This is a genomic window from Microcoleus asticus IPMA8 (genome assembly GCF_013179805.1).
Classification (GTDB): Bacteria; Cyanobacteriota; Cyanobacteriia; order Cyanobacteriales; family Microcoleaceae; genus Microcoleus; species Microcoleus asticus.
In genome coordinates this window covers 15,218-34,552 of sequence record NZ_SRRZ01000023.1, presented here as the reverse complement: position 1 = coordinate 34,552, position 19,335 = coordinate 15,218, and the positions used below count along the sequence as shown (strand labels likewise).

Here is a 19,335-nt window from a genome sequence, read left to right as displayed (position 1 = left end):
GACTTCTGGCGATCGCCGCTATTGCTCAGTCTTTTATGCTCTGAGCAATGTACCTCCTTACTCTATCCGACCTCAATCAAACTATTCATACTAGCCCACTACAAGAGCCACCTCTTGTTCCTTCCTATCTGCAAGAACGCTTGCAACTGCTTGTCAAGCAAATTTTAATGGGATTACCTGTCGAGCCAATTCTCAACAGTCACCCCCAGTTCCAGCAGTGGGTTTTCCAGCTCAAAGAACTATCGCCATCACTGTTTTTACCGCAGCGAAAACTGTTTGTTGACATTCCAATTCAAACAAAACTAGACCGAACAAAAAGGGGAGTGACAAAAGAAAATTCTTCCCCTTCTCCTCCATTAAAAGTGATACAAGTCCGTACAAATGTGGGTTTAGTCAAAGGGACGCCCAAACTATTTGAGTGGGCGATTCGCCATCCTGTACTGACTTGGCAAGACCGAGTTAAGTTATGGGTAGCTGCCGAATTCTTCGAGATCGAGCCTCACAAGCTACAACTGATTATTTTGGCACTGCACCCGACTCAACCAGCAGAAAAAGTTCTGTTTGCCTGGGACAGCAAGCAACACCGACACACTCAAAATTGGCTTTTGACTACCATTGAACGAGAGAGAAAACAAACAGTTATCAAGCTCAATGGTCATCTAACACCTCAACCGAAGGAAGTAGCAACAGCTATCAATTTGGATGAAGTCAATTTGGATGAAGTCAATTTGGATGAAATCAATTTGGATGAAGTCAACGAAGTGTCGATATAATCTGTTCAGACTGTGTATAGCTCTTCTGGATTTGTGGTGGGAACGGTAGTGTGAGCCTCTCGCGCGGGCTTTTCGGGCCGCATCACTAGAATTTTTCTGATCACCTAAAACTCGGGAGAATCGACTTTATTACCATCCTCCTATCGAGAGACATCCACCTTCCGACGAAATTGCCCAAAAATCAATACTTTTCTTCTCTCCATAGGAGGATGACACTCTTTAATATGAGGAAAAACAATAGACTATGGATAAAATGTAGTAGGAATCTTAGCCGTGACTGCAACTACCGCCACCCAACCAAAAACAAGCCAACTAAAAACCATCCTGATAGTTGAAGATGACCCGATGATGCAGCTCGGTCTACAGCATATCCTCAATAACCAACCCCATTTAACAGTTGTCGCACAAGCTGTTAACGGCAACGAAGCCGTCAGTGCTGCACTGCAACACCAACCAGACATCGCCCTGATGGACATTGACTTACCCGGAATCGACGGTATTGCAGCCGCGCAGCAAATCAGAGCCGCACTGCCGCATACTCGCATCCTGATGCTCACCCACCACAGCAATCCAACTCAGGTAATGGCGGCTTTGTCAAGCGGCGCTCACGGCTACTGCGTTAAAGGCACTAACGCAGAACAACTTCTAGCAGCTATTACGACTGTGCAAGAAGGTGGCAGTTACCTAGACCCTAAGATTGCCGACTGCGTGCTACAAAATCTCAAAACGCCACTGCCCGAAAGCTATGCGAATGACGACATCAAGCTGACAGAACGGGAAATGCAGGTTTTGCAGCAGCTAGTTGAGGGTAAAAGCAATAAACAAATCGCTGCTCAACTAGGAATGAGCGTCCACACCGCCAAAGGTCATGTAGAGATGATTATAGCTAAATTTGAAGCGAGCGATCGCACCCAGGCAGCCGTTAAAGCACTGCGTTTGGGGCTGGCTTAACCTTTGGAATGCAACTTCTAATTGTTCTAAAAAAAGTGGTTTTTGAGGCGTAGCTATCGCGTAGCAAATTATAACAGCTTGTCAATCTTCAAACTTTGGCAATGTCAACCAAAACCTCGCTCCTTTTCCCAATTCGCTATCAACGCCAATCTCTCCGCCGTGAGCCTCAACAATTTGCCTGCAAATGTAAAGTCCCAATCCCAACCCTTGCCTTAAACTAACTCCAACTCCCCTCGTATAAGGCTCGAATAATCTTGCACATTGCTGAAGAGAAATTCCTGCCCCATTGTCTGCAACCGTACAGCGAACCATCTCACCTTCCTTTTTAGCTTCTACCGTCAAAATAAACCCAGACTGATTGTATTTAACAGCATTATCGATCAGATTGCCAAACACCCGCCAGAGCTGCTGGGCATCAGCATTGACTAAAGGCAAATCGGCTGCAAAAAGCTGCTTAACCTTGACTCGATGCTGGTTGAGAATTGGTAATCTTTCAATAAGAATATTTTGGACTAAAGTGGGCAGCGACAGCGGCTTCATGGCTAAAGAAGCACTTTTCACATCAAACTGTTGTGTTGCTGTTAGTGACTCAATCAACTGGAGTTGGCGCGAACAACTTTGCACCATAACCTCCATAGTCCGCCTCTCAATAGCAATGTTACTGCCAGCATCATTGAGGCGACTTCGCAGCAGCAGCGACATTCCCGATAGAGGCGATCGCAAATCGTGCGAAACAGCGTGCAACAGCATTCTTAAATTGGCTTCTGCTTGCTGTCTTTCTTGAATTTCCTGGCTTAGCTGAACATTTTGTGTAGCCAATTGCACGTTAACGCAGCGAAGTTGTTGCTGTAAACGCTGCATTTTAAGTTGGGCAGATACCCGCGCTAACACTTCAACAGGCTCAAAAGGTTTTATAATGTAGTCAGCACCGCCCGCCTCAAACCCTTTTACTTTGTCAAATACGTCATCTAAAGCGCTGATGAAAATTATAGGGATATCACAAGTAGCTTCAGATGCTTTAAGTTGACGACAGACTTCATAACCATCCATACCGGGCATTTTTATGTCTAGCAAAATCAAGTCTGGCGCTTGCAACTCTACTGCTTTTAAAGCTCGCTGTCCACTAATCAACTTCCTGACTTTGTAACCGTTTTCAATTAGCAATTGAGAAAGTAGTTGAATGTTAGCGGGAATATCGTCAACAATCAAAATGTCAGCCAAAAATTGTTTAGTTTGCTCCATCATCTATCGCCACCAAAGGACAGAGTTTTGAGTTTTTTCCGAATATTGCCAACCGCTATTTTCCCAGCCGCGCTGTTCGCACCAGCAGCATTAACAGGCGACTTAACATCAGCCACAGTCACGGGTTCTTCTGGATCGTTCGGATGTGGCAGCAATTGGTAAGCGAATCGAATCCGCTGATCCAGCTCTTCATCTATATTGAGCAGTTTACCCGTATGCTGCTCTACTGACAAAGCTTTCGCCCGCCTTTCAAGCTGCGGTCTGATGCTGCTGTCCCACAGTTGTTCAGACTCTTTAGCTCGCTTTATGTCGCCGGGCCGCACCGGAATCTTGAGAGGGTAGGGAAATAAAGCTTCCGTTCCCGTTGCGTAGGCCGGTGAAGTGATGACGCACTTGCCTTGAGGAAACCTCAGAATTTCGTCAGGACTAATCAGCGGTTTCTTTTGCAACTGTTCGCTCCAGTTGACAGAACGGCTCGTTTGCTGCCCCGTCGAGCTGCCGGTCGATCGATTTTTTACCAGCACTTCCACTTCCCCGTACCGCTTAGAATATTTCTCGGCTGTCTCAAAATCGCCGGGGTTGAAGAGGACATGAGTTGACAGAGCACTGGCGATCGCAGCCCCTTTTTTATCCCCATAGAGATTATAGAGTTGATTGAGGGATTGAATGCCAACAATCGGTACGCCGCCAGCAGAACGATATTCGTTAGCCCACTGATCCATTCTGTCGAACTTGAGAGACGGAAACTCGTCTAAGCAGTACAAAAATGGGTCAGAACGTACCCGACTCAAATTAGACACCACACATAAGTGAATAGCAGCAGCTAACAGCGGCCCCACTACAGTGCGCCTTTGGTCATCTAATTTGAAAATAATGCACTTTTTCCCTTCTAAAGCAATCGGAATGGTGCTGCGACCAATAAATGCCCGCAGCAAATCTTTTTGAATGAAACTAGAGTAGGTTGCCTCTGCGGTTGCCTTGATGCCCGCCACAGTTTTTTCAGCATCTTTTGAACTTAATAACTGCGAAAAACTAGAGGCAATCCACCTGTCCATTTTGAGGGGATGACCATCGGGTCGGTGAACGGCGTGGTCGATGCGCTTGACCAAATCTGGCAGTTGAATAATTGCGTACACAAAAGCTAAATCCGGGTAAGGACTGCTTTTTGCCAACTGCACTAAACCCTTCGCCATCAACTCGCCTGCTTTCTCAAAAAACTCATTGCCTTTACTCTCCCCTGGACTAGCATTTCGAGCAATCACTTGTCCAATTTCTGCTGCCATTACTGCATCTTGTGCATCTCTCATAAAATCCAGAGGATTGATAGTGCCGCTGTAAGCTTCCCCCGGTGCAAACACTTGCACATCGTAGCCATAGCGCACTGCAAGGGGTGCAAGCAGTTTCATCTGGTCTCCTTTTTTGTCGTAAATAATGGCAGGAAAACCTTGCTGGAATGCACTTTCAACCATGCGGTCAATGACGCTGAATGTTTTGCCAGAACCCGGAGCACCAATGACTAAAGTTCCGCGTTCTGCGTGGGGAAACCAAACCGTCGGATTTGCACCTAGCAGCGTTTGCAATCGAGCACTCAATCCCTGACAACCTTTAAACCAATAACTCGGCGTACCGCTCCACAAAGTAACGGGCTGCCGTTTTTTTTCTTTCATTTGCTTGAGGGCAGAGCCTGTGGCTGCCAATTTTTCAGCCGTCCCGCAGAGCCGCCCGGAGGTAATTTTACCCTTTCCGTTTCCAACTAATTTGGAAACAATAAGTAAGCCTGCCATTAGCCCTAACATTGCCAGTCCCTCTGGCTTCATAAACTGACCCAACAACCCCCCAAAATCTATGCTAGTTAACGAACGTTTAGGAGGTTGAACTGCCATTGGTACCAAGGTAGCTTTGTTAATTTTAGGCAAAAATTGCAAATTGTTCATTTTTTTTTAGCTCTTAAAAAAACTAAATGTTTCAGATAGCGGCTATCGCCTTAAGGGGGAGACAATGACAAAAATAGGTAAACAATGGTAAGAAGCAATAACGCGAAATCTCCCAGTAAGACAGTACAGAATTCTAGTGGAAAGTCCAACACGCAAAAGAACAAGAGTGCTGATTATTACGAGATAGATCCGGAGCTATTCAACAGTGAATACAACCAAACTCGCAAGCCCTCTTTGCCCTATGGAATCGTGATTAACGATAACCCAGCAGGTATTTTGCTCCCGAACGACCAGCTTGTCAAAGCGGAATGGCACGTAATGCCTAATGTTGAGGAATTGACCACGGTCGAACTAAGCGAAGAAGTGACAGGCTTACTGCTCCAAAAAGCGAGAATGTTGGTATTAGCTTTTGTGCCTGAGTACATCCGCTACAAAGATATTGAAGAAAATGGAGAATTAGCAGGTACTTTTATTGGGCTTTACGACGAATATCGCGATTCCCTCGATAAAAAGACGCAGGAAGTGTGTTCCGAACACGCTCTCATCTTTCTAAATCCCAAAAACCAACCCCTGCATCAGGTACCGATTGTCGTCCGCTTCAAGAATGTAGCCCTCTGGAGCTTTAAGAGCGCTAGAGAAGAATTTTACCGCAATTTGGAACGGGCATTTGCTGATTACTTTGGGAGAGATTACAGCGGTAAAAATGACAAGTGGCGCTCTTTGGGAGTGTTGAATGTCGAGTTTAGATCTCTCAAAGAAGGGGAAGGCAAAAATAAATCCTTTTGCTGCAAAACTCACAGCATTACTCAGCCAACTGATGCTAATTTTCACAAGTTATTTCTCGGTCAAAAACCACAAAAAAAATTGATTTGGGGACTGCACAATAGCATTGCTGGCTTCATTGACGCTAGCGATGCCCAATTGCCAGCTATAGCTGCTGGTGCGGAACCTGAAGTCCAGGCGTTGCCAGGAAGCGTAACTAACCGCAAAGGTCGAGGTAAATTGTCGCCCCCTCGCAAAATTGCACAAGTTGAAGGAGGAACAGACTCAGAATTAGAGGAGTTAGATGAATTTTCCGAGGTGGCTGAGGTTGAAGTTGAGGTTGATCCAGAAGAAGATTTTGACTTCGATGAACTCGCCCACTACTAAACACTAACCCTCTTTGAAAAGCTGGCTGTCAGCAAGTTGATAGGTAAGGCCGTCGTAGCAAAATTGAAGCTGGCGGCGGCCTTCTTTGGAAAGCTGATTCACTCCTAGACAAGGCAAACCCTCGTGCGAGGAACTGTCAGCCTTAAACAAAGGAGTTTTCGGCGGTTTATGGGGGTCGAGATAAGCTGCAAATACTTCTGTTGGCATTTGACTTGAATCATTAGGAATTAAGTAGCCAACATAAAGGCAGCCTTTTGTACCGCACAGAGCGGAATTATTGAAATCATAAAGGTTCAGCCGTCCTACCGAGCCATTAACTTGCCACACTCGCATTCTCTTAATCGCTTCTGCCGCTGCACTTTGCCCAGCCGCTACTTTGAGTTCTGGAAGGCTGCTGTGTTCCTTTACGATAAGGGTTAAAGTTTCTTTTGGAGTGACTCGCAAAGCTTGTTGCCAAGAAGCTGGTGCGGTTGTTGCTGAACTAGAATTCGTGCAAGCAACTGTCCCCAATAATAGCGACAGGGCGGTAAAAACTGTCAAACCAATGCGAAACCAGTAACCAAGTTGATTTAACCAAACCGGGGGGTTGACAATCTTTTGGGTGCCTGCTGTTTGTTGCTTAACTCTATTTTGTTTAACCATTTGTTACTCCACTCCTACAAAATACAAGAAAAAACAGGACACTAAAGCCGAATAAAAAGACAATAAAAGAGAGATTGTTTTGCTGAACTAAGCTGTTGTATGTCTAAATCTTACAGTCAATTTTTATGACTGACTTCGGGGAATACAAAACGACTATACAATTTATATCCTGAACAGCTTAGAAGTCATATCTAATCAGTTGACACCGGAATTATTATCTCTCTCTTCTCTTTCTCTGTGTCCTCTGTGCCCTCTGTGGTTTAATCATTCTGGAGCATCTCAATGAAAGCAGCCCAGCCCAAAATTGGAGTTAGGAGCCAGGAGCCAGGAGTCAGGAGGAAAGAGTCAGAAGGAAGGAGGAAGAAGAAGTGTTTTTACCAATATGAGATGCTCCCAATCATTCCTATACAACCGGAATTGATATCAGTGCTATAAAATCATTGGTTTCAGCAATTAAAAACGTCCTGGTTGCGGAGAAGGTTGTTAGAGTTGTTAATAACTTGCTTTTCCACCTCCTCTTTCCCCTGGTTCAATGGGAGAGCGCAGCCGTGCCAAAACTAATTGCTACCCCCAAACCGATTAGAATCATAAAAAGTTGCTGCTTTCGCTTGTAAAAAAGTCGAATTAAAAACCACATTCCCATCAAAAAAGAGCTAATGAACAGCGCAACCTTAATACTCCAACTAGCATTTAAAGTAATGCCGGAGCCGACCGAGTTGCTGATGCCCTTGCTGTCACCAGAATTAGCTTGGCAATTGTCGCTGGTATTGTGGTTATAAAGCTCTCGAACTTTTGCCCCGTACTGTTTGAGAGAGTAGCCACCTAAAATGTTGGAATAGCTGGCATCAATTTTACTGCCAGAACCCCCAAAGTGTTTCTGTGCTACTCGCTCAATTAAGCGATCGCCCTTGAACACCTGCCCAGTTTTAGGGTCAATTTCCTGTTGGCTGCTGACTAAGTTCTCAGCGAGAGAATTTTGCCAGACTTTATCCTGAACAGCAGGAGGAAAATATTGGAAGAGTTCCTCTCTTGTAGGTTTTTGGCCTTTGTTGACGTTCAGGATAAAGTTAGCCCCCCCTGGAATTGAGCTGACAGCACGCTGCACCTCTTCCCGGTAACTCATCAACTGATAACGACCGATCGCCCGCCCGCAGTTGCGAGATCCTTCAGTACAAACCATCTCGCCAATAGCTTCGTAATCGCCACTGGCTGCATTTTCCAAATTGGCGATTCCTTCGGAAAGCTTTGCTAACGCCTCCCCTAATGAAGCCACATCCACACCGCTCACGTAAGTCGCTGGGCGCGCGCACTCTCGCTTGGATTCAGGTAGAGGCTGAGTTGGTAAAGGGTTTTCTTTAGCGTGATTTGAACTCAGCGGCTTTGAAGGTTTTGTTTCAGATGCTACGCCTTTTGAGCGAGAAATACTGTTAGAAGAACCGCCCTCCAATCGACCGACAAACATAGGCGAATTAACGCTGTAACTGAGAAACGGAACCGGGCCAATAATGTAAGGCGATTTGCCGCAGGGCAAACTAAACCTGAAGTACAGAGCCGTGTCAACAGTATCGCTGGTTTCTGACGGTTCCATTACCACTACTTTAAACATTTCCCCAAAAGGATGCCTGCCCGTCGGTTCCCAACCGGTCAAACAGCCAGAACCGCCTCGCACTTCCTGGTATTTGCCGCTAATCCACTGCTTGCCTTCTAGCGGCCCTGTGGCGCGGCGACCGGCGTTTTCCATGTCGTCGAGTTCGATATAAGCGCAATCTTTCTCGCAGGCTACCGCAAATCCTTCTACATCTGAACCGGAAATTGTGTTATTGCGCTTGCTCTCGTACCGACTGTAAATCGTGTCAATTCGCATGATTGTGCTGCCAATAGACGCAATAGGAACAGGAAAATTAGAAAGGGGGACTTGACTCAGGAGCGGAATATTGCTGATGAGTTCCTCTGACCAGCCAGAGAACTGTTCTAAATTTACGCTATTAAGATTGGGAATTTGGGCGATCGCAAACTCAGATAGGTTAATTTGGTTAAGTTTTGCCTGCGCTAGTTGCGGTACTTGTTTTACAGCTTGACCAATTGATAATTGGTTGATGTTAGGATTCACTCCGGCTATTTGAGAAGATAAAGAAGCAATTGGAGGAACATCGCTCAATTGAAATTGACCCAGATTCGGAACAATTTCAGCCAAGTGACCGACAGTTTGCTTACCAGCTAAGGGAAATGCGGACAAGCTGATATTCTCTAAATTGATATCCCCTAGTGCCAATTGTTCAATTGCTTGCAAAGATAGAATTTCAGGTTTTACATCGTTAATTTCCCCCAATTTTAAGATGTTGTCAACAGAAGTGCCGGCTTGCCAGCTTCGATCGCCAGAACTTCCAGAACTAGCAACGGCGGGCAGGGAACTAAAGGTAATCTGGCTCCAATCTGGCAGCAAAACTCTAGATTGTTCTTTTTCCCAAATTTTAGTAGGTAAGGAACTAGCGCTAGCAATTGATGGAAAGCTTAAGAAAGTAATGCAGATGAAAGCACAAATTAGGCAGAGTGTACTGGCAGCTATTAAAGCCGAGCCTACCTGGCTTATTTTTTTTAACTGCTTTGGACTGTTCATGGGAATCCTCTTGATGTTAACTAAAATTAGGCAAAAAAAACTGCTCTATTCTTTCTAATTTGGAAAAACTTTCAACTGTTTTTAAAACATTACGAAAAATAGAGCAGTATTGCAGAAATTACCCATCAGCTAAATCTCCCTCTCCCCCTCTCCCCTCTCTCCCTCTCTTCCTCTACCTCTCTCCCTCTCCATTTTAGGAATTACCCAAAAACCCGGTCTTCCTATGTAATTCCGTCATTTTAGGTTGAACATGAGAACGAGAAACTGGGTTTTTTAGGTTGATGCGTCCTGGACTGCATTTCTCCATCTTCGCTTTTTTCTTTAATCAAGCTCCAGCTCAAGCTGTGGATTCGGGCGGACTGTTGAATCTGTCCAAGGAGTATCTGCTAAGTTTGACAAGTCATACACATTTTCTTGGTAAGCGTCGTCAAAATTACCTTGACGAACTTCTTTAGATGACGAGTAACCGACAGTCAAATCGGGTTCCGATTCGTAACCGGAGTTGTTATAGCCAGAATTAGGTTCAATCGATGAATTATGCATGGTTTTTATGAGTTCATGTGGTGAACAATTCCAATTTAAATCGCATCGAGTTCCTGCAACTTCATTCCTATGAGCGATTTTGTTCAGTAAAAATTACCCCCTCCATGTGGAGGGGGCAGCTCTATGAAAGTTACCTAACGGCTCTCAGCACTGGGCAATGCTATGAAACCTGTAAAAATGTCTTTTAAGAGAGAGTAGGAACTAAAAGCTAAAGAATACCCATGCTTAAGAGAGGGGATATGACGCAGGTTGGGGTACGTTTAAAGCTACCAAATTCCTTCCCCATTTTTTATTTAAAATTTGTTCATTAAGTCCAAGCAAATCACTTGGTTTGGTGCGAGAACACCTCCGACTTTTATTACTTGCAGCTCTCCGCTTTCGTCGGGATATTGTGCTTTAACTTGGGCAATTGCTGCATCTAAACTAGATGCCTGAGCAATATACACCTTCTCAAGAGCACTTAGTACCCAAATAGGTTTGGGCCACTTATGTCGAGGTTGGAGAATTGAATAGTGAATCACTTGACCAGTGTACTGAACAATTTGCTCGATCGCAGTTTCCGAACAAAACTCCCCCAATTCTGACTCAATACATTGTTTGAGTTCTTTCGCAGGAATTTGCTCAAAAACTGATTCTAAGAGTATTAATGCTGGTCTTGTCTGCTCTAATTGAGTGTGTTCCTGCACGACTAATGACTCTACGAAATGACTCACCTGGTTGATGATTGAGTCAAAATCTAGCTCCATCAATAAATGACCTAAATACTCCCTTAACAAATTTCTTAGCTTTTCATCAGAGATATTGATACCGCAGGTTTTTAGATAAAGTGAAGGTTTATTACCCAAATTCCGACCGCAGCCAACTTCTCCATTAGCTGCATCTTCTGCTTCTATCAGTTCCATCAAGCGCGGATAACTGGTTGTATCATCTATTGTGGATTGGGGCTGGGAGGGAATTGAGTTACTCATTTGTCTTTCCTTAATGTTTCAAAGTAATTAAGATTGTCGGGTTCTTCAGGATCTGGACCGCAGTCTAGCAGCCCCACTTTCAACTTTCTATAAAATACTAGCGCACCAGGCAGTGCGTGGAAGCCTATCCTTCCTTGGTATCCTAGTTCCTCACTACGAGCGATCGCAAAATCTATTAGAGTTCCACCTACTCCTTTATAAGTGGGAGGATTGCTAATAGCTGGTCGATTCCAGGGAGCCGTTGCTAAGGCTTTGACGTACACTAATCTTCGTCTCAATTGAGACTCAATATAGCAGCGTTTTTTTAAAATATCGATAGTCATTAAACCCTGAGTTATGCCATCACACTCAATGGCATATAGTTCATCTCCTGGTAAAAACTGAGTTCTATAGCTTTTACTAACCCAATTCCAGTATTCATCTTCTTCTCCACTCCCTCGAAGCGTTGGTTGCCACAGGGTTGTCGCATCTTCTAAATGCTTCTCAGTAACGGATGTCAGGATAGCATTAACTACCTGTCGATCTCGAACTCGAAGAAGCTGGATAGGGCGATTCAATTGCCAAACCTAATTATTGTGACAACTACATTATATGTCATAATTTTTAAATTTCAATTCAAGCAATATTTTCCAACTCACCTCCCTCTAAAAATCTTTTTCAAAAGCTAATCGTACAGACGCTAACGCAGCCGTTTGTAAAAAGATTCCAGATGGCAAACCAGGCTACGACCTTTTAGGCCGCACTTGGGATAGTCAAAACAACTGTTGCCAGCTCTAAAATTGGCAACTATTTTCAATCAAAACCAGGGTTGGCTGGTTTTTTTAGACCAACCGCCATCCTTTATGTCTCTTACCTTATTCCTAAAGTTCAGGACTTAAATTGATTTACAAAAAACAGACTTATAACTCGTATACTTCCCAAATAAAACCCATCATCCTCAAGCTACCTAATGTCGAAAATTCCTTAAAAATAGTTAAATTTTGTGCATTATTGACACAACGCTATTCTTTCACTTTTTTATAAACGGAATTAATTATGAAACCTAATCCACTAAAAGAGCAGAAACAATCAACCGCTATCCCAACTGTTTTGAGTCCAGACAAACTTAAAATAGCTCATTTGCAAGTTACACTTAAAACTCCTTATCAACTGATCGATACTGCTTTCAATCTTGAAACAGCCCTTCAACCATTCCAACAAGCAAAAATCATCGGTATAGACTGCGAAACAACAGGGCTTGACCCCTACAAAGCCAAAATTAGATTGTTACAACTTGCCATTCCTGACCATCCAGTAATCATTGTAGATTTATGGGCCATTGAACCGAGTTCCCTCGAACCATTACGCTTGCTCTTAGCGAGTCCTGCACTGAAGGTAGGTCACAACCTCAAATTTGAATGGCAAATGCTCGCTTTTGCCGGACTGGAACCATCCAAACCCTTTTTCGATACCTATTTGGCTTACCGAGTGCTGACGGCTGGACTCAAACGCCATTTGTCCCTAGATGCTGTCACTGAGAATTTGTTGAAAGTAAAGCTAGACAAAACGCAGCAAGTTAGCGATTGGTCGGGAAACTTAACACTCGCTCAACTCCAATATGCTGCTACCGATGCTGCAATCTTACTCCCGCTGGCTGCTGCTCTGCAACAAAAACTGAAAGCTTCTAAGCTTTGGAAAACTGCTTTACTAGAGTTTGCTTGTCTGCCTGCGGTGGCTTCTATGGAACTCAACGGAATGCTTTTAGATAGAGAACAGTGGAGAGTTTTGGGAGTGAAGCTCTGTCATCAACGCGACTCTTTTTTAAAACAAATTAATTCGCAACTCCATCGACCTAACCCTCACCAACAAATCTCTCTGCTGCCAGAATTTACGGATACAATTAATCCTCGCTCTCCCAAGCAAGTCTTAGCCGCTTTGCAAGAGAAAGGTATTCCTGTTACTTCCACTAGCTCTCAACATTTAATTCCTTTGCAAGGCGAGTATCCCGTTATTCAAGCACTGTTAGAATACCGCAGTTTATCGGCTCGTATCGATACTTTTGCTTTGGTTTTACCTGAACGCATTCACCCGATTACAGGGCGCATTCATCCCAATTGGTTTCAGATTGGTGCTAGATCGGGACGGTTTAGTTGTCGAGAACCAAATTTAACGAATATCCCCAGAGATAAGGAAACCCGACAGTGTTTTAAAGCTGCACCCGGTTACGTCCTGCTCAAAGCCGATTACAGCCAGATTGAACTGCGGATCATGGCGAAGGTTTCGGGCGATCGCAGAATGGTGAAAGCTTACTCCAAAGGGGAAGATTTGCACTCTCTGACCGCTTCCTTGGTGCTCGCAAAACCTTTATCTGAAATTACTGTCGAAGACAGACAGCTCGGTAAAATTATTAACTTCGGTTTAATTTATGGCATGGGAACACAGAAATTTAAGAATATGGCTCAAGCAGAGCATGGAGTCACTTTAACGCTGCAACAAGCTTCACACTTTCGTAAGAAGTTCTTTGAATCCTATACAGGTATCAAACAATTTCACGGCAAAGTTCGGAGCGCCTGGAGCCGAGGTATTCGAGAGAGTCGGACTGTCTTAGGCAGAAGGAGATTATGGTCAAAAGATACTAAACCGTTGCTTAATGAGATGCTAAATAACCCAATTCAAGGAATGAGCGCTGACATTACTAAACTCGCTCTTGCTCTACTTTTTATGCCTCTGAGCCGCACTGGTGCTAAACTGATTTGTGTCGTTCACGATGAAATTTTAATAGAGTGTCCTCTTGAAGAAGTAAAGCCCGTTAAAGCAAGGCTTGAAAAATGTATGGTGAGAGCCGGGAATAAATTTCTATCTCCGATTCCTTGCGAGGTAGAAATTAAGGTGATGGAAAGTTGGGGAGGCTAAGAGATTAACGGGGAAAGATTGGGGAGTGGGGAGTAGAGAGAAACCTCACCGCAGCCATTGCTGTGAAAATTCCACTTCCTCACCACTCTCCTAACAGTCGCAGCACGATTCCTCCCCTAACCTCCCACCCGTAAACAACCCACATTCCGCACCCCAACTGTCACATGGGGTGCAGGCGGGCAGTAAATTCCGTGGGATGGTCTAGCGCGAACAGCTCGATACAGTATAAATACTTAAAACTCACATTCCGCACCCTCAACTGGCACACACACAGTTGGGGTGCTAATGGAGAGTCTCTAGGACGAGATAATAGTCAAAAATACCCGCTCATTTTTGGTCACAATCGCATCGATCTGTTGGGGCTTGTTGAAAATTAACTGCTTTCGGGCATCAGTCCTAGATTCTTCATCTCTAACAACACCTTCATCCGTCATAATTAACTATTAAGGGACAGCAGATATCTTCAGCAGCCTGACAATTATACATCACTACTGAATCAAATATTTCTGACGTTTCAGTCAGTTTGGCTCCAATTAGCAAACTTCTTGATTTCAGAGTAATAAATAATAAGACTTACAGGAGAGCGGCAGCAAGTTTAATATAACCATTCGCTCGGCTGTTAAATTAGAAATTTGTTGAATCCCTTGCAGGCTCACAAGATGAATCGATTGAAAAATCTGACAAATCCAACGGAGCGTCGGTCAATTAGTTTGTTTACCTAACTGATTTTTTAATTGGAATTAGTGCGTTGCAAATTGTGACGCAGTAACCTTTGACCTAAAGTATAGACCAACAAACACAAACCCATTACCAATGCCAAAGCTTCGATTCTTTCCGGCGACTTGAGAAATACACTGTCCGTAAAAAATAGCGGATCTTTCAAGAATCCAAACCCTCTTTCCGCTGACTGCTGTTCCTTATATTTCACAATCATATCGTCAGGCTCTAATTGCTTAGCGTCCAGCACGTTAGTGGCGAGAATAAACCTGCCACAGGCTTTGGTTTCTTGGGCGAGCGCACCTGTATCTGGTTCCAGTTTTCCTTGAACTTTAAATCTCAGTTTCGAGCTGGATTTCTCGCGAGCATTTTTCGCATTAGTATCAGTTTGTGCTGTAATTTCTTTGCTACTAACTTGGGTGATCTTGTAAAATTTTAGTTGTTTGGATAAGCGATGAGCTGCTGCGGCAGCATCTGCGGCACAAGCAAATTCAATTTTTGAGAGTTCTTGCAGTTTATTCTGAGCTTCAGCTTTGGCTTTTTTGAGTTTTTTTTTGAGTTTTTGTCGGTCTGACTCGCGTCGCAAGCGGCTCTCTACTACTAACCATCTTTGTTCAATTCCACCATAATTACTTTTGTGTTTTGACCAACTATATCCACTCACGGAACTGGAGGTAAATTCTGCTTCATTTAACTGAGATACCAGTTGCTGCGATTGTTTTAGGCTCAACGGTACGCGAGTTAACCATCTTAAATTGGTTAACATGGATAAATTGGGGGCTGAATATAATGCACTATCTGCAACCATTAAACTGTCCAGATTTAACTGTTGTTTAAACTCCTGACAAATTGATGTGAATACGGCACGATCTGATTCATTTCCCGAACCCACCCGTAAAAATAGTGGTACATCTCCATCGCTACTACAAATTAAATCTAAAATGAATTGTTTTAAGTCGGGCCTGTGGTCGCGGGAGTAGCCGTAGGTAATCTTAATTGGTACGGTCGATGACAGAGGTTTAGTGGACTCGCCATCTCCGTGATCGAGTGCCGTTTCTGACTCGATAACAGATACAGATGCTAGCTCTGATTCGTATTTGCCATGCAGGTGAAAGGAACTTGAATCTAAAAGGGATGTCTCTGTATCGATCTCAAATTTTTGAGCTGCGGCTAATGCGATACTTGTAAATATTTGGCTGCTTCCTACCAAATATAGCTTGTCTAATACTCTACCTAAACGGTATTCGTTAAGGTGTAATGCTTGAATACCTTCACCCATTAAATGTTCGATTGCTTTGCCTTCAAAAAATTTGGGGAATAAGTATAATGGAGCCCCAACGTGCCCTAACCCATTGATAATCATCGCTTTGACTGCCTGACCCGGACTGACAATCTCACCTGGTTGTTCCCCTACTAACTCGTTGATTTTTTGGACAATTTCTATTTCATCAACTAGACCTGCTATTAGACCAAGATGGTCGAGGTTAGAGACGGCGATCTCAGTTGCTTGATGCACGGGTTTCTCTCGCTCGATCGAATTGTTTGCTACCTGAGTTTAGATAGACTATTTTTATCCGCAGTATTGCACAGGGAATAATTGATTTTTGTTGTTAATTTACACAATCACACATTTTCATCCTGAATCGTTTTACCAAGCTTTCGAGCGACACAGGTTGGTTGTTGTCGGGCGCACTTAATCTCCCTGATCTTTCTGGAAGCACTTCCGTCGGCTGTATTTTTCAGAATTGACCCGCATCCGCGATCGTGACACGGCTTTCTGAGTATTTATACTCAAGTTTAACAAACCGATCTACTCTCCATTAGCACCCCAACTGTGTATGCCAGTTGAGGGTGGGGAATGTGGGTTTCAAGTTTCGTTCTCGCAGGTGATGAGAAAAAATTTTCATGATAATCGATTCCTTTTATGCCGCGTTGCTGCTTTCATCCTTGACCTTGGTTTTGATCACGAAAGCCTTTAATTCGACCATCTTGCCGCCGCGAAAGCACCAGACATCGCAGTACGAGTAATGAGCCGTCTTCCCCTCTTCGTCCTTGATTGTGAGGTCGCCGAGAGCCGTGACGAAATCCCCCTCAGCGATCAAGTTCGCAACGATATTCAAAGGCGGTTCCACATACTCCGTTGCCATCCATTGGCGAACGGCTTCCTTCCCTTGAAGGGTCTTGTCGCCTACCACTGTCCATTGCGTGTCGTCGGTGCAGAACGACAAAAATTCTTCATAGTTGCCTTGAGCGATCGCCGCGTTTGCCGCTTCTAAGATTGCTTTATTTTTGTCTGACATCTGAATTTCTCCTCTGTTCAAGTAGATGCTTTAACGGAGCGAGAGCGGTTTCCCGATCGGTGCGTCCTTCTTAGCCGCCGAATCACCCCGTTGCCGCTTGTGCAAAATTCACGGAACAATTGCAGTAACACGGATTTCAATCCGCATCGTTGGCAGCCCAAGAGCCGCGACTCCTACCTGTGTCCAAATTGGGGCATGGTTGGGCATGTAATGGCGAAATAGCCTGACCATCACATCGTTAACTTCTGGGGGAAACCCGCCAACATGGTAAGAATTGACGTGGACAACATCCTCCCAATCCGCACCAGCAGTTGCCAAGGTTCGCTCTACATTCCGAAACGCCTGGGCAATCTCATCCGCAAGCGGTTCGGGAATTTGCAGATTGTCATCCCAGCCACCTTGACCTGATGTCTCCACTCGATTGCCAATTTTTACCGCTTGGGAGTAATGCAATTCATTCAACATGTATTCCCCATACCCGGGGGTGACAAAAAACTCGGGCTTATTCATGGCGTTCCTTGTGTAGTATATTTGCTCTATCTAGCGTTGCTGAAACGAGTTTGTTTCGGCATCATCCGATTTAGACCCTAATGTTCAGAATTCACTTGCCAGGTAATCACAATGATTTCTGCAAAAAGTAAGACAACTATTAGCCGCGAAAACGCTTGTAAAATGGCTTCCATCGTCCAGTTCTGACTCTGAACTTCCCAGATCATCCAAACAATGTTCACTCCAATCACCAACCAGGGTAGAATGACCTCTGAATTCCGTCCGCGATAGAGGCGGATCGTCGTCTCGCGCCAGAATGGGAAGGTGCTGAGGAGACAAGCAATGTAGGAGGCTCCTGCACTGACGAACAAGCTTGTTTGAAGACCCGAATACAGGTTTGGGTATCCAAGCGTGATCGCTGTTAGACAAACTCCCAGCGCCAGATACAGGAAAGTAAACAAGGTAAATTGTTTCATTCTTTGTAAATAAAGCTCAGCGATAATCTATTCCTAGGTGGCTGACATGACTCAGCCGATGAACAACAATTAGTCCACATGCAGCACAGCCTTACCTGAAAATCTGCGCCAGATCAAATCAGCCGACGTTACGTCTGCTTCACGCCACGAAACTGCTCGATCAATATGCGTTTTGAGCCGCCCCTGCTCAACTAAACTCAGCAGACGAGCCAGCCCAGAACTAGCACTTTCCAGCTCTACTTCGGTGTACAGCGTGAACCCGTAAAGCGTGCGCTGTCCTCCATTCTCGGAATAGAAGTCTGCCAGGGACAGCTTCATCTCGTTGCCGCTGCTACTGCCATAACAAACGCAGGTGCCTCCTTGAGCCAAAAACGCAGTTAGCTTCCCGACCAATTCACCTCCTACTCCATCGACAATCAGTCGATAAGGCGCGAACTGCTCGGCTTCTTGCCCGGTTTCGGTCACCACCACTTCATCTGCGCCGTAATCTCGCACAAATGCTTCTTGCGCTGACTGACGAATTTGGGCAACGACGCTGGCTCCCATCATCCGAGCAAGCTGCATGGCGAAGAGTCCCACTCCCCCTGTTGCCTCTGTGATCAGCACCCGACTTCCTAGTAAACGAGATCCCTTTTCCACTGCATACAGTGCTGTTAACCCTGCGACGGGCAGTGTAGCGGCATCGGTATGTGATATGCCCTGGGGAATGATAGCTAGAAAGCGAGTGGAAATTGCTACATATTCTGCCCAGCCCTCCGAGCGGATAGAGAGGGCAACAATTTTTGTCCCTGTGGGTGGACCACTGCCGTCCTGTGCTGTTTGTTCAACAACGCCAACGACATCCCAGCCAATTGGAGTGCCCAGTGGATCGTTTTGCGATCGCTTGAGTTCGCCCCGATTCATCGAAAATGCCTTGACGCGAATCAAGCACTCGTTAGCCTTCGGAGTAGGAACTTCAGTGTCTTGAAAGGTGAGGTTGCCAACGGCATCTGGTGAACTCACGAGTCTACGCATCGCAATATCCTTGTGTGTAGAGGGCTATAGTTTCATGTTCTAGATAGAACTGTTTCAATCAACTTGCTGTATATCCACCATCGATCACTAAGGGTTGTCCCGTGATATAGCTGGCAGCATCAGAGCAAAGAAACACAACCGCTTGAGCAATTTCCGTTGCCTGACCGATCCGACCGATCGGAACCATAGACCCAAGATCATCGAACGTTATGCCTATCTGGTCAGCGCTACGAGCCATTAGATCAGTCGCAATGGAACCGGGATTAACAGCATTAATCTGAATGCCCTGTTTGGCATAGTCAAGTGCGGCAGTGCGTGTGAGCCCCATCACCGCGTGTTTGCTGGCAACGTAGGGAGAGATTCCTGGCAGCGCAACAAGACCATTGGTGGACGAATTGTTCACGATCGCGCCTACGCCTTGGGTTAGCATCTGCTGAATTTCGTATTTCATACACAAGAATAGCCATCGTGCATTGACCGACAGGATCTTGTCAAAATCCTCGATCGATTGTTCATGCAACGGTGTCACAACAAGATCGATGCCAGCATTGTTAAAGGCACAATCCAGTTTGCCGTAGATTGCGATCGCTTTGTGCACCAATTCTCGGACATCCACCTCACTCGATAG

At 44.9% G+C, this 19,335-nt stretch carries 16 protein-coding genes and 1 pseudogene; 4 read left to right on the top strand and 13 right to left on the bottom strand.

Features of this window, described 5'->3' with window-relative positions:
- Positions 1-47 precede the first annotated feature (47 nt).
- A complete protein-coding gene (locus tag E5S67_RS08635; RefSeq protein ID WP_172186639.1) occupies positions 48-773 on the top strand; it encodes a hypothetical protein in 726 nt (241 codons plus the stop codon).
- A gap of 273 nt (positions 774-1,046) precedes the next feature.
- A complete protein-coding gene (locus tag E5S67_RS08630; RefSeq protein ID WP_172186638.1) occupies positions 1,047-1,724 on the top strand; it encodes a response regulator in 678 nt (225 codons plus the stop codon).
- A gap of 81 nt (positions 1,725-1,805) precedes the next feature.
- Here the strand turns inward: E5S67_RS08630 and E5S67_RS08625 are convergent, their stop codons facing one another.
- Positions 1,806-2,969 (bottom strand): hybrid sensor histidine kinase/response regulator, encoded by a 1,164-nt coding sequence (locus E5S67_RS08625; RefSeq protein ID WP_172186637.1) that lies wholly within the window; start codon positions 2,967-2,969, stop codon positions 1,806-1,808.
- Positions 2,966-4,900 (bottom strand): type IV secretory system conjugative DNA transfer family protein, encoded by a 1,935-nt coding sequence (locus E5S67_RS08620; RefSeq protein WP_172186636.1) that lies wholly within the window; start codon positions 4,898-4,900, stop codon positions 2,966-2,968. Before E5S67_RS08620 ends, E5S67_RS08625 begins: the two co-directional genes overlap by 4 nt.
- Before the next feature lie 84 nt (positions 4,901-4,984).
- Here E5S67_RS08620 and E5S67_RS08615 point away from each other — a divergent pair, with 84 nt between their 5' ends.
- Positions 4,985-6,049, top strand: coding sequence for a DUF5895 domain-containing protein (locus E5S67_RS08615; protein ID WP_172186635.1), 1,065 nt, complete (start codon positions 4,985-4,987; stop codon positions 6,047-6,049).
- Between the two features lie 3 nt (positions 6,050-6,052).
- Here E5S67_RS08615 and E5S67_RS08610 read toward each other — a convergent pair whose 3' ends face one another.
- The 5 genes from E5S67_RS08610 to E5S67_RS08590 form a co-directional block, all read right to left on the bottom strand.
- Positions 6,053-6,691 (bottom strand): hypothetical protein, encoded by a 639-nt coding sequence (locus E5S67_RS08610; RefSeq protein WP_172186634.1) that lies wholly within the window; start codon positions 6,689-6,691, stop codon positions 6,053-6,055.
- A gap of 529 nt (positions 6,692-7,220) precedes the next feature.
- Positions 7,221-9,308 (bottom strand): hypothetical protein, encoded by a 2,088-nt coding sequence (locus E5S67_RS08605; protein WP_172186633.1) that lies wholly within the window; start codon positions 9,306-9,308, stop codon positions 7,221-7,223.
- 321 nt (positions 9,309-9,629) lie between these two features.
- Positions 9,630-9,851 (bottom strand): hypothetical protein, encoded by a 222-nt coding sequence (locus tag E5S67_RS08600; protein WP_172186632.1) that lies wholly within the window; start codon positions 9,849-9,851, stop codon positions 9,630-9,632.
- A gap of 293 nt (positions 9,852-10,144) precedes the next feature.
- Positions 10,145-10,819 (bottom strand): hypothetical protein, encoded by a 675-nt coding sequence (locus E5S67_RS08595; RefSeq protein ID WP_246276688.1) that lies wholly within the window; start codon positions 10,817-10,819, stop codon positions 10,145-10,147.
- Complete coding sequence (locus E5S67_RS08590; RefSeq protein ID WP_172186631.1) at positions 10,816-11,376, bottom strand: hypothetical protein; 561 nt, start codon at positions 11,374-11,376, stop codon at positions 10,816-10,818. The genes E5S67_RS08595 and E5S67_RS08590 overlap by 4 nt, the downstream gene beginning before the upstream one ends.
- Positions 11,377-11,854: 478 nt before the next feature.
- Here E5S67_RS08590 and E5S67_RS08585 point away from each other — a divergent pair, with 478 nt between their 5' ends.
- Positions 11,855-13,711: a bifunctional 3'-5' exonuclease/DNA polymerase gene (locus tag E5S67_RS08585; RefSeq protein WP_172186630.1), complete on the top strand. Its 1,857-nt coding sequence runs from the start codon at positions 11,855-11,857 to the stop codon at positions 13,709-13,711.
- A 551-nt stretch (positions 13,712-14,262) separates the two neighbouring features.
- Here E5S67_RS08585 and E5S67_RS08580 read toward each other — a convergent pair.
- The 6 genes and pseudogenes from E5S67_RS08580 to E5S67_RS08555 form a co-directional block, all read right to left on the bottom strand.
- A pseudogene (locus E5S67_RS08580) lies at positions 14,263-15,944 on the bottom strand (IS1634 family transposase).
- Positions 15,945-16,350: 406 nt separating this feature from the next.
- Positions 16,351-16,728: a nuclear transport factor 2 family protein gene (locus tag E5S67_RS08575; RefSeq protein WP_172186629.1), complete on the bottom strand. Its 378-nt coding sequence runs from the start codon at positions 16,726-16,728 to the stop codon at positions 16,351-16,353.
- A 108-nt stretch (positions 16,729-16,836) separates the two neighbouring features.
- Positions 16,837-17,193: a RidA family protein gene (locus tag E5S67_RS08570; protein ID WP_246276687.1), complete on the bottom strand. Its 357-nt coding sequence runs from the start codon at positions 17,191-17,193 to the stop codon at positions 16,837-16,839.
- Between the two features lie 122 nt (positions 17,194-17,315).
- Positions 17,316-17,693 (bottom strand): hypothetical protein, encoded by a 378-nt coding sequence (locus E5S67_RS08565; protein WP_172186627.1) that lies wholly within the window; start codon positions 17,691-17,693, stop codon positions 17,316-17,318.
- Between the two features lie 69 nt (positions 17,694-17,762).
- Positions 17,763-18,707 carry a zinc-binding dehydrogenase gene (locus E5S67_RS08560; RefSeq protein ID WP_172186626.1) on the bottom strand — a complete coding sequence of 315 codons (945 nt, stop codon included), beginning with the start codon at positions 18,705-18,707 and terminating at the stop codon, positions 17,763-17,765.
- 58 nt (positions 18,708-18,765) lie between these two features.
- Positions 18,766-19,323, bottom strand: coding sequence for an SDR family oxidoreductase (locus E5S67_RS08555; RefSeq protein ID WP_339382797.1), 558 nt, complete (start codon positions 19,321-19,323; stop codon positions 18,766-18,768).
- Positions 19,324-19,335 lie beyond the last annotated feature (12 nt).

Excerpts from the sequence above, each read along its gene's own strand:
- E5S67_RS08565 (WP_172186627.1), bottom strand. The coding sequence starts at position 17,693 with ATGAAACAATTTACCTTGTTTACTTTCCTGTATCTGGCGCTGGGAGTT.
- E5S67_RS08595 (WP_246276688.1), bottom strand. The coding sequence starts at position 10,819 with ATGAGTAACTCAATTCCCTCCCAGCCCCAATCCACAATAGATGATACA.
- E5S67_RS08605 (WP_172186633.1), bottom strand. The coding sequence starts at position 9,308 with ATGAACAGTCCAAAGCAGTTAAAAAAAATAAGCCAGGTAGGCTCGGCT.
- E5S67_RS08620 (WP_172186636.1), bottom strand. The coding sequence starts at position 4,900 with ATGAACAATTTGCAATTTTTGCCTAAAATTAACAAAGCTACCTTGGTA.
- E5S67_RS08585 (WP_172186630.1), top strand. The coding sequence starts at position 11,855 with ATGAAACCTAATCCACTAAAAGAGCAGAAACAATCAACCGCTATCCCA.
- E5S67_RS08560 (WP_172186626.1), bottom strand. The coding sequence starts at position 18,707 with ATGCGTAGACTCGTGAGTTCACCAGATGCCGTTGGCAACCTCACCTTT.
- E5S67_RS08600 (WP_172186632.1), bottom strand. The coding sequence starts at position 9,851 with ATGCATAATTCATCGATTGAACCTAATTCTGGCTATAACAACTCCGGT.
- E5S67_RS08635 (WP_172186639.1), top strand. The coding sequence starts at position 48 with ATGTACCTCCTTACTCTATCCGACCTCAATCAAACTATTCATACTAGC.
- E5S67_RS08570 (WP_246276687.1), bottom strand. The coding sequence starts at position 17,193 with ATGTTGAATGAATTGCATTACTCCCAAGCGGTAAAAATTGGCAATCGA.
- E5S67_RS08615 (WP_172186635.1), top strand. The coding sequence starts at position 4,985 with ATGGTAAGAAGCAATAACGCGAAATCTCCCAGTAAGACAGTACAGAAT.
- E5S67_RS08610 (WP_172186634.1), bottom strand. The coding sequence starts at position 6,691 with ATGGTTAAACAAAATAGAGTTAAGCAACAAACAGCAGGCACCCAAAAG.
- E5S67_RS08575 (WP_172186629.1), bottom strand. The coding sequence starts at position 16,728 with ATGTCAGACAAAAATAAAGCAATCTTAGAAGCGGCAAACGCGGCGATC.
- E5S67_RS08625 (WP_172186637.1), bottom strand. The coding sequence starts at position 2,969 with ATGATGGAGCAAACTAAACAATTTTTGGCTGACATTTTGATTGTTGAC.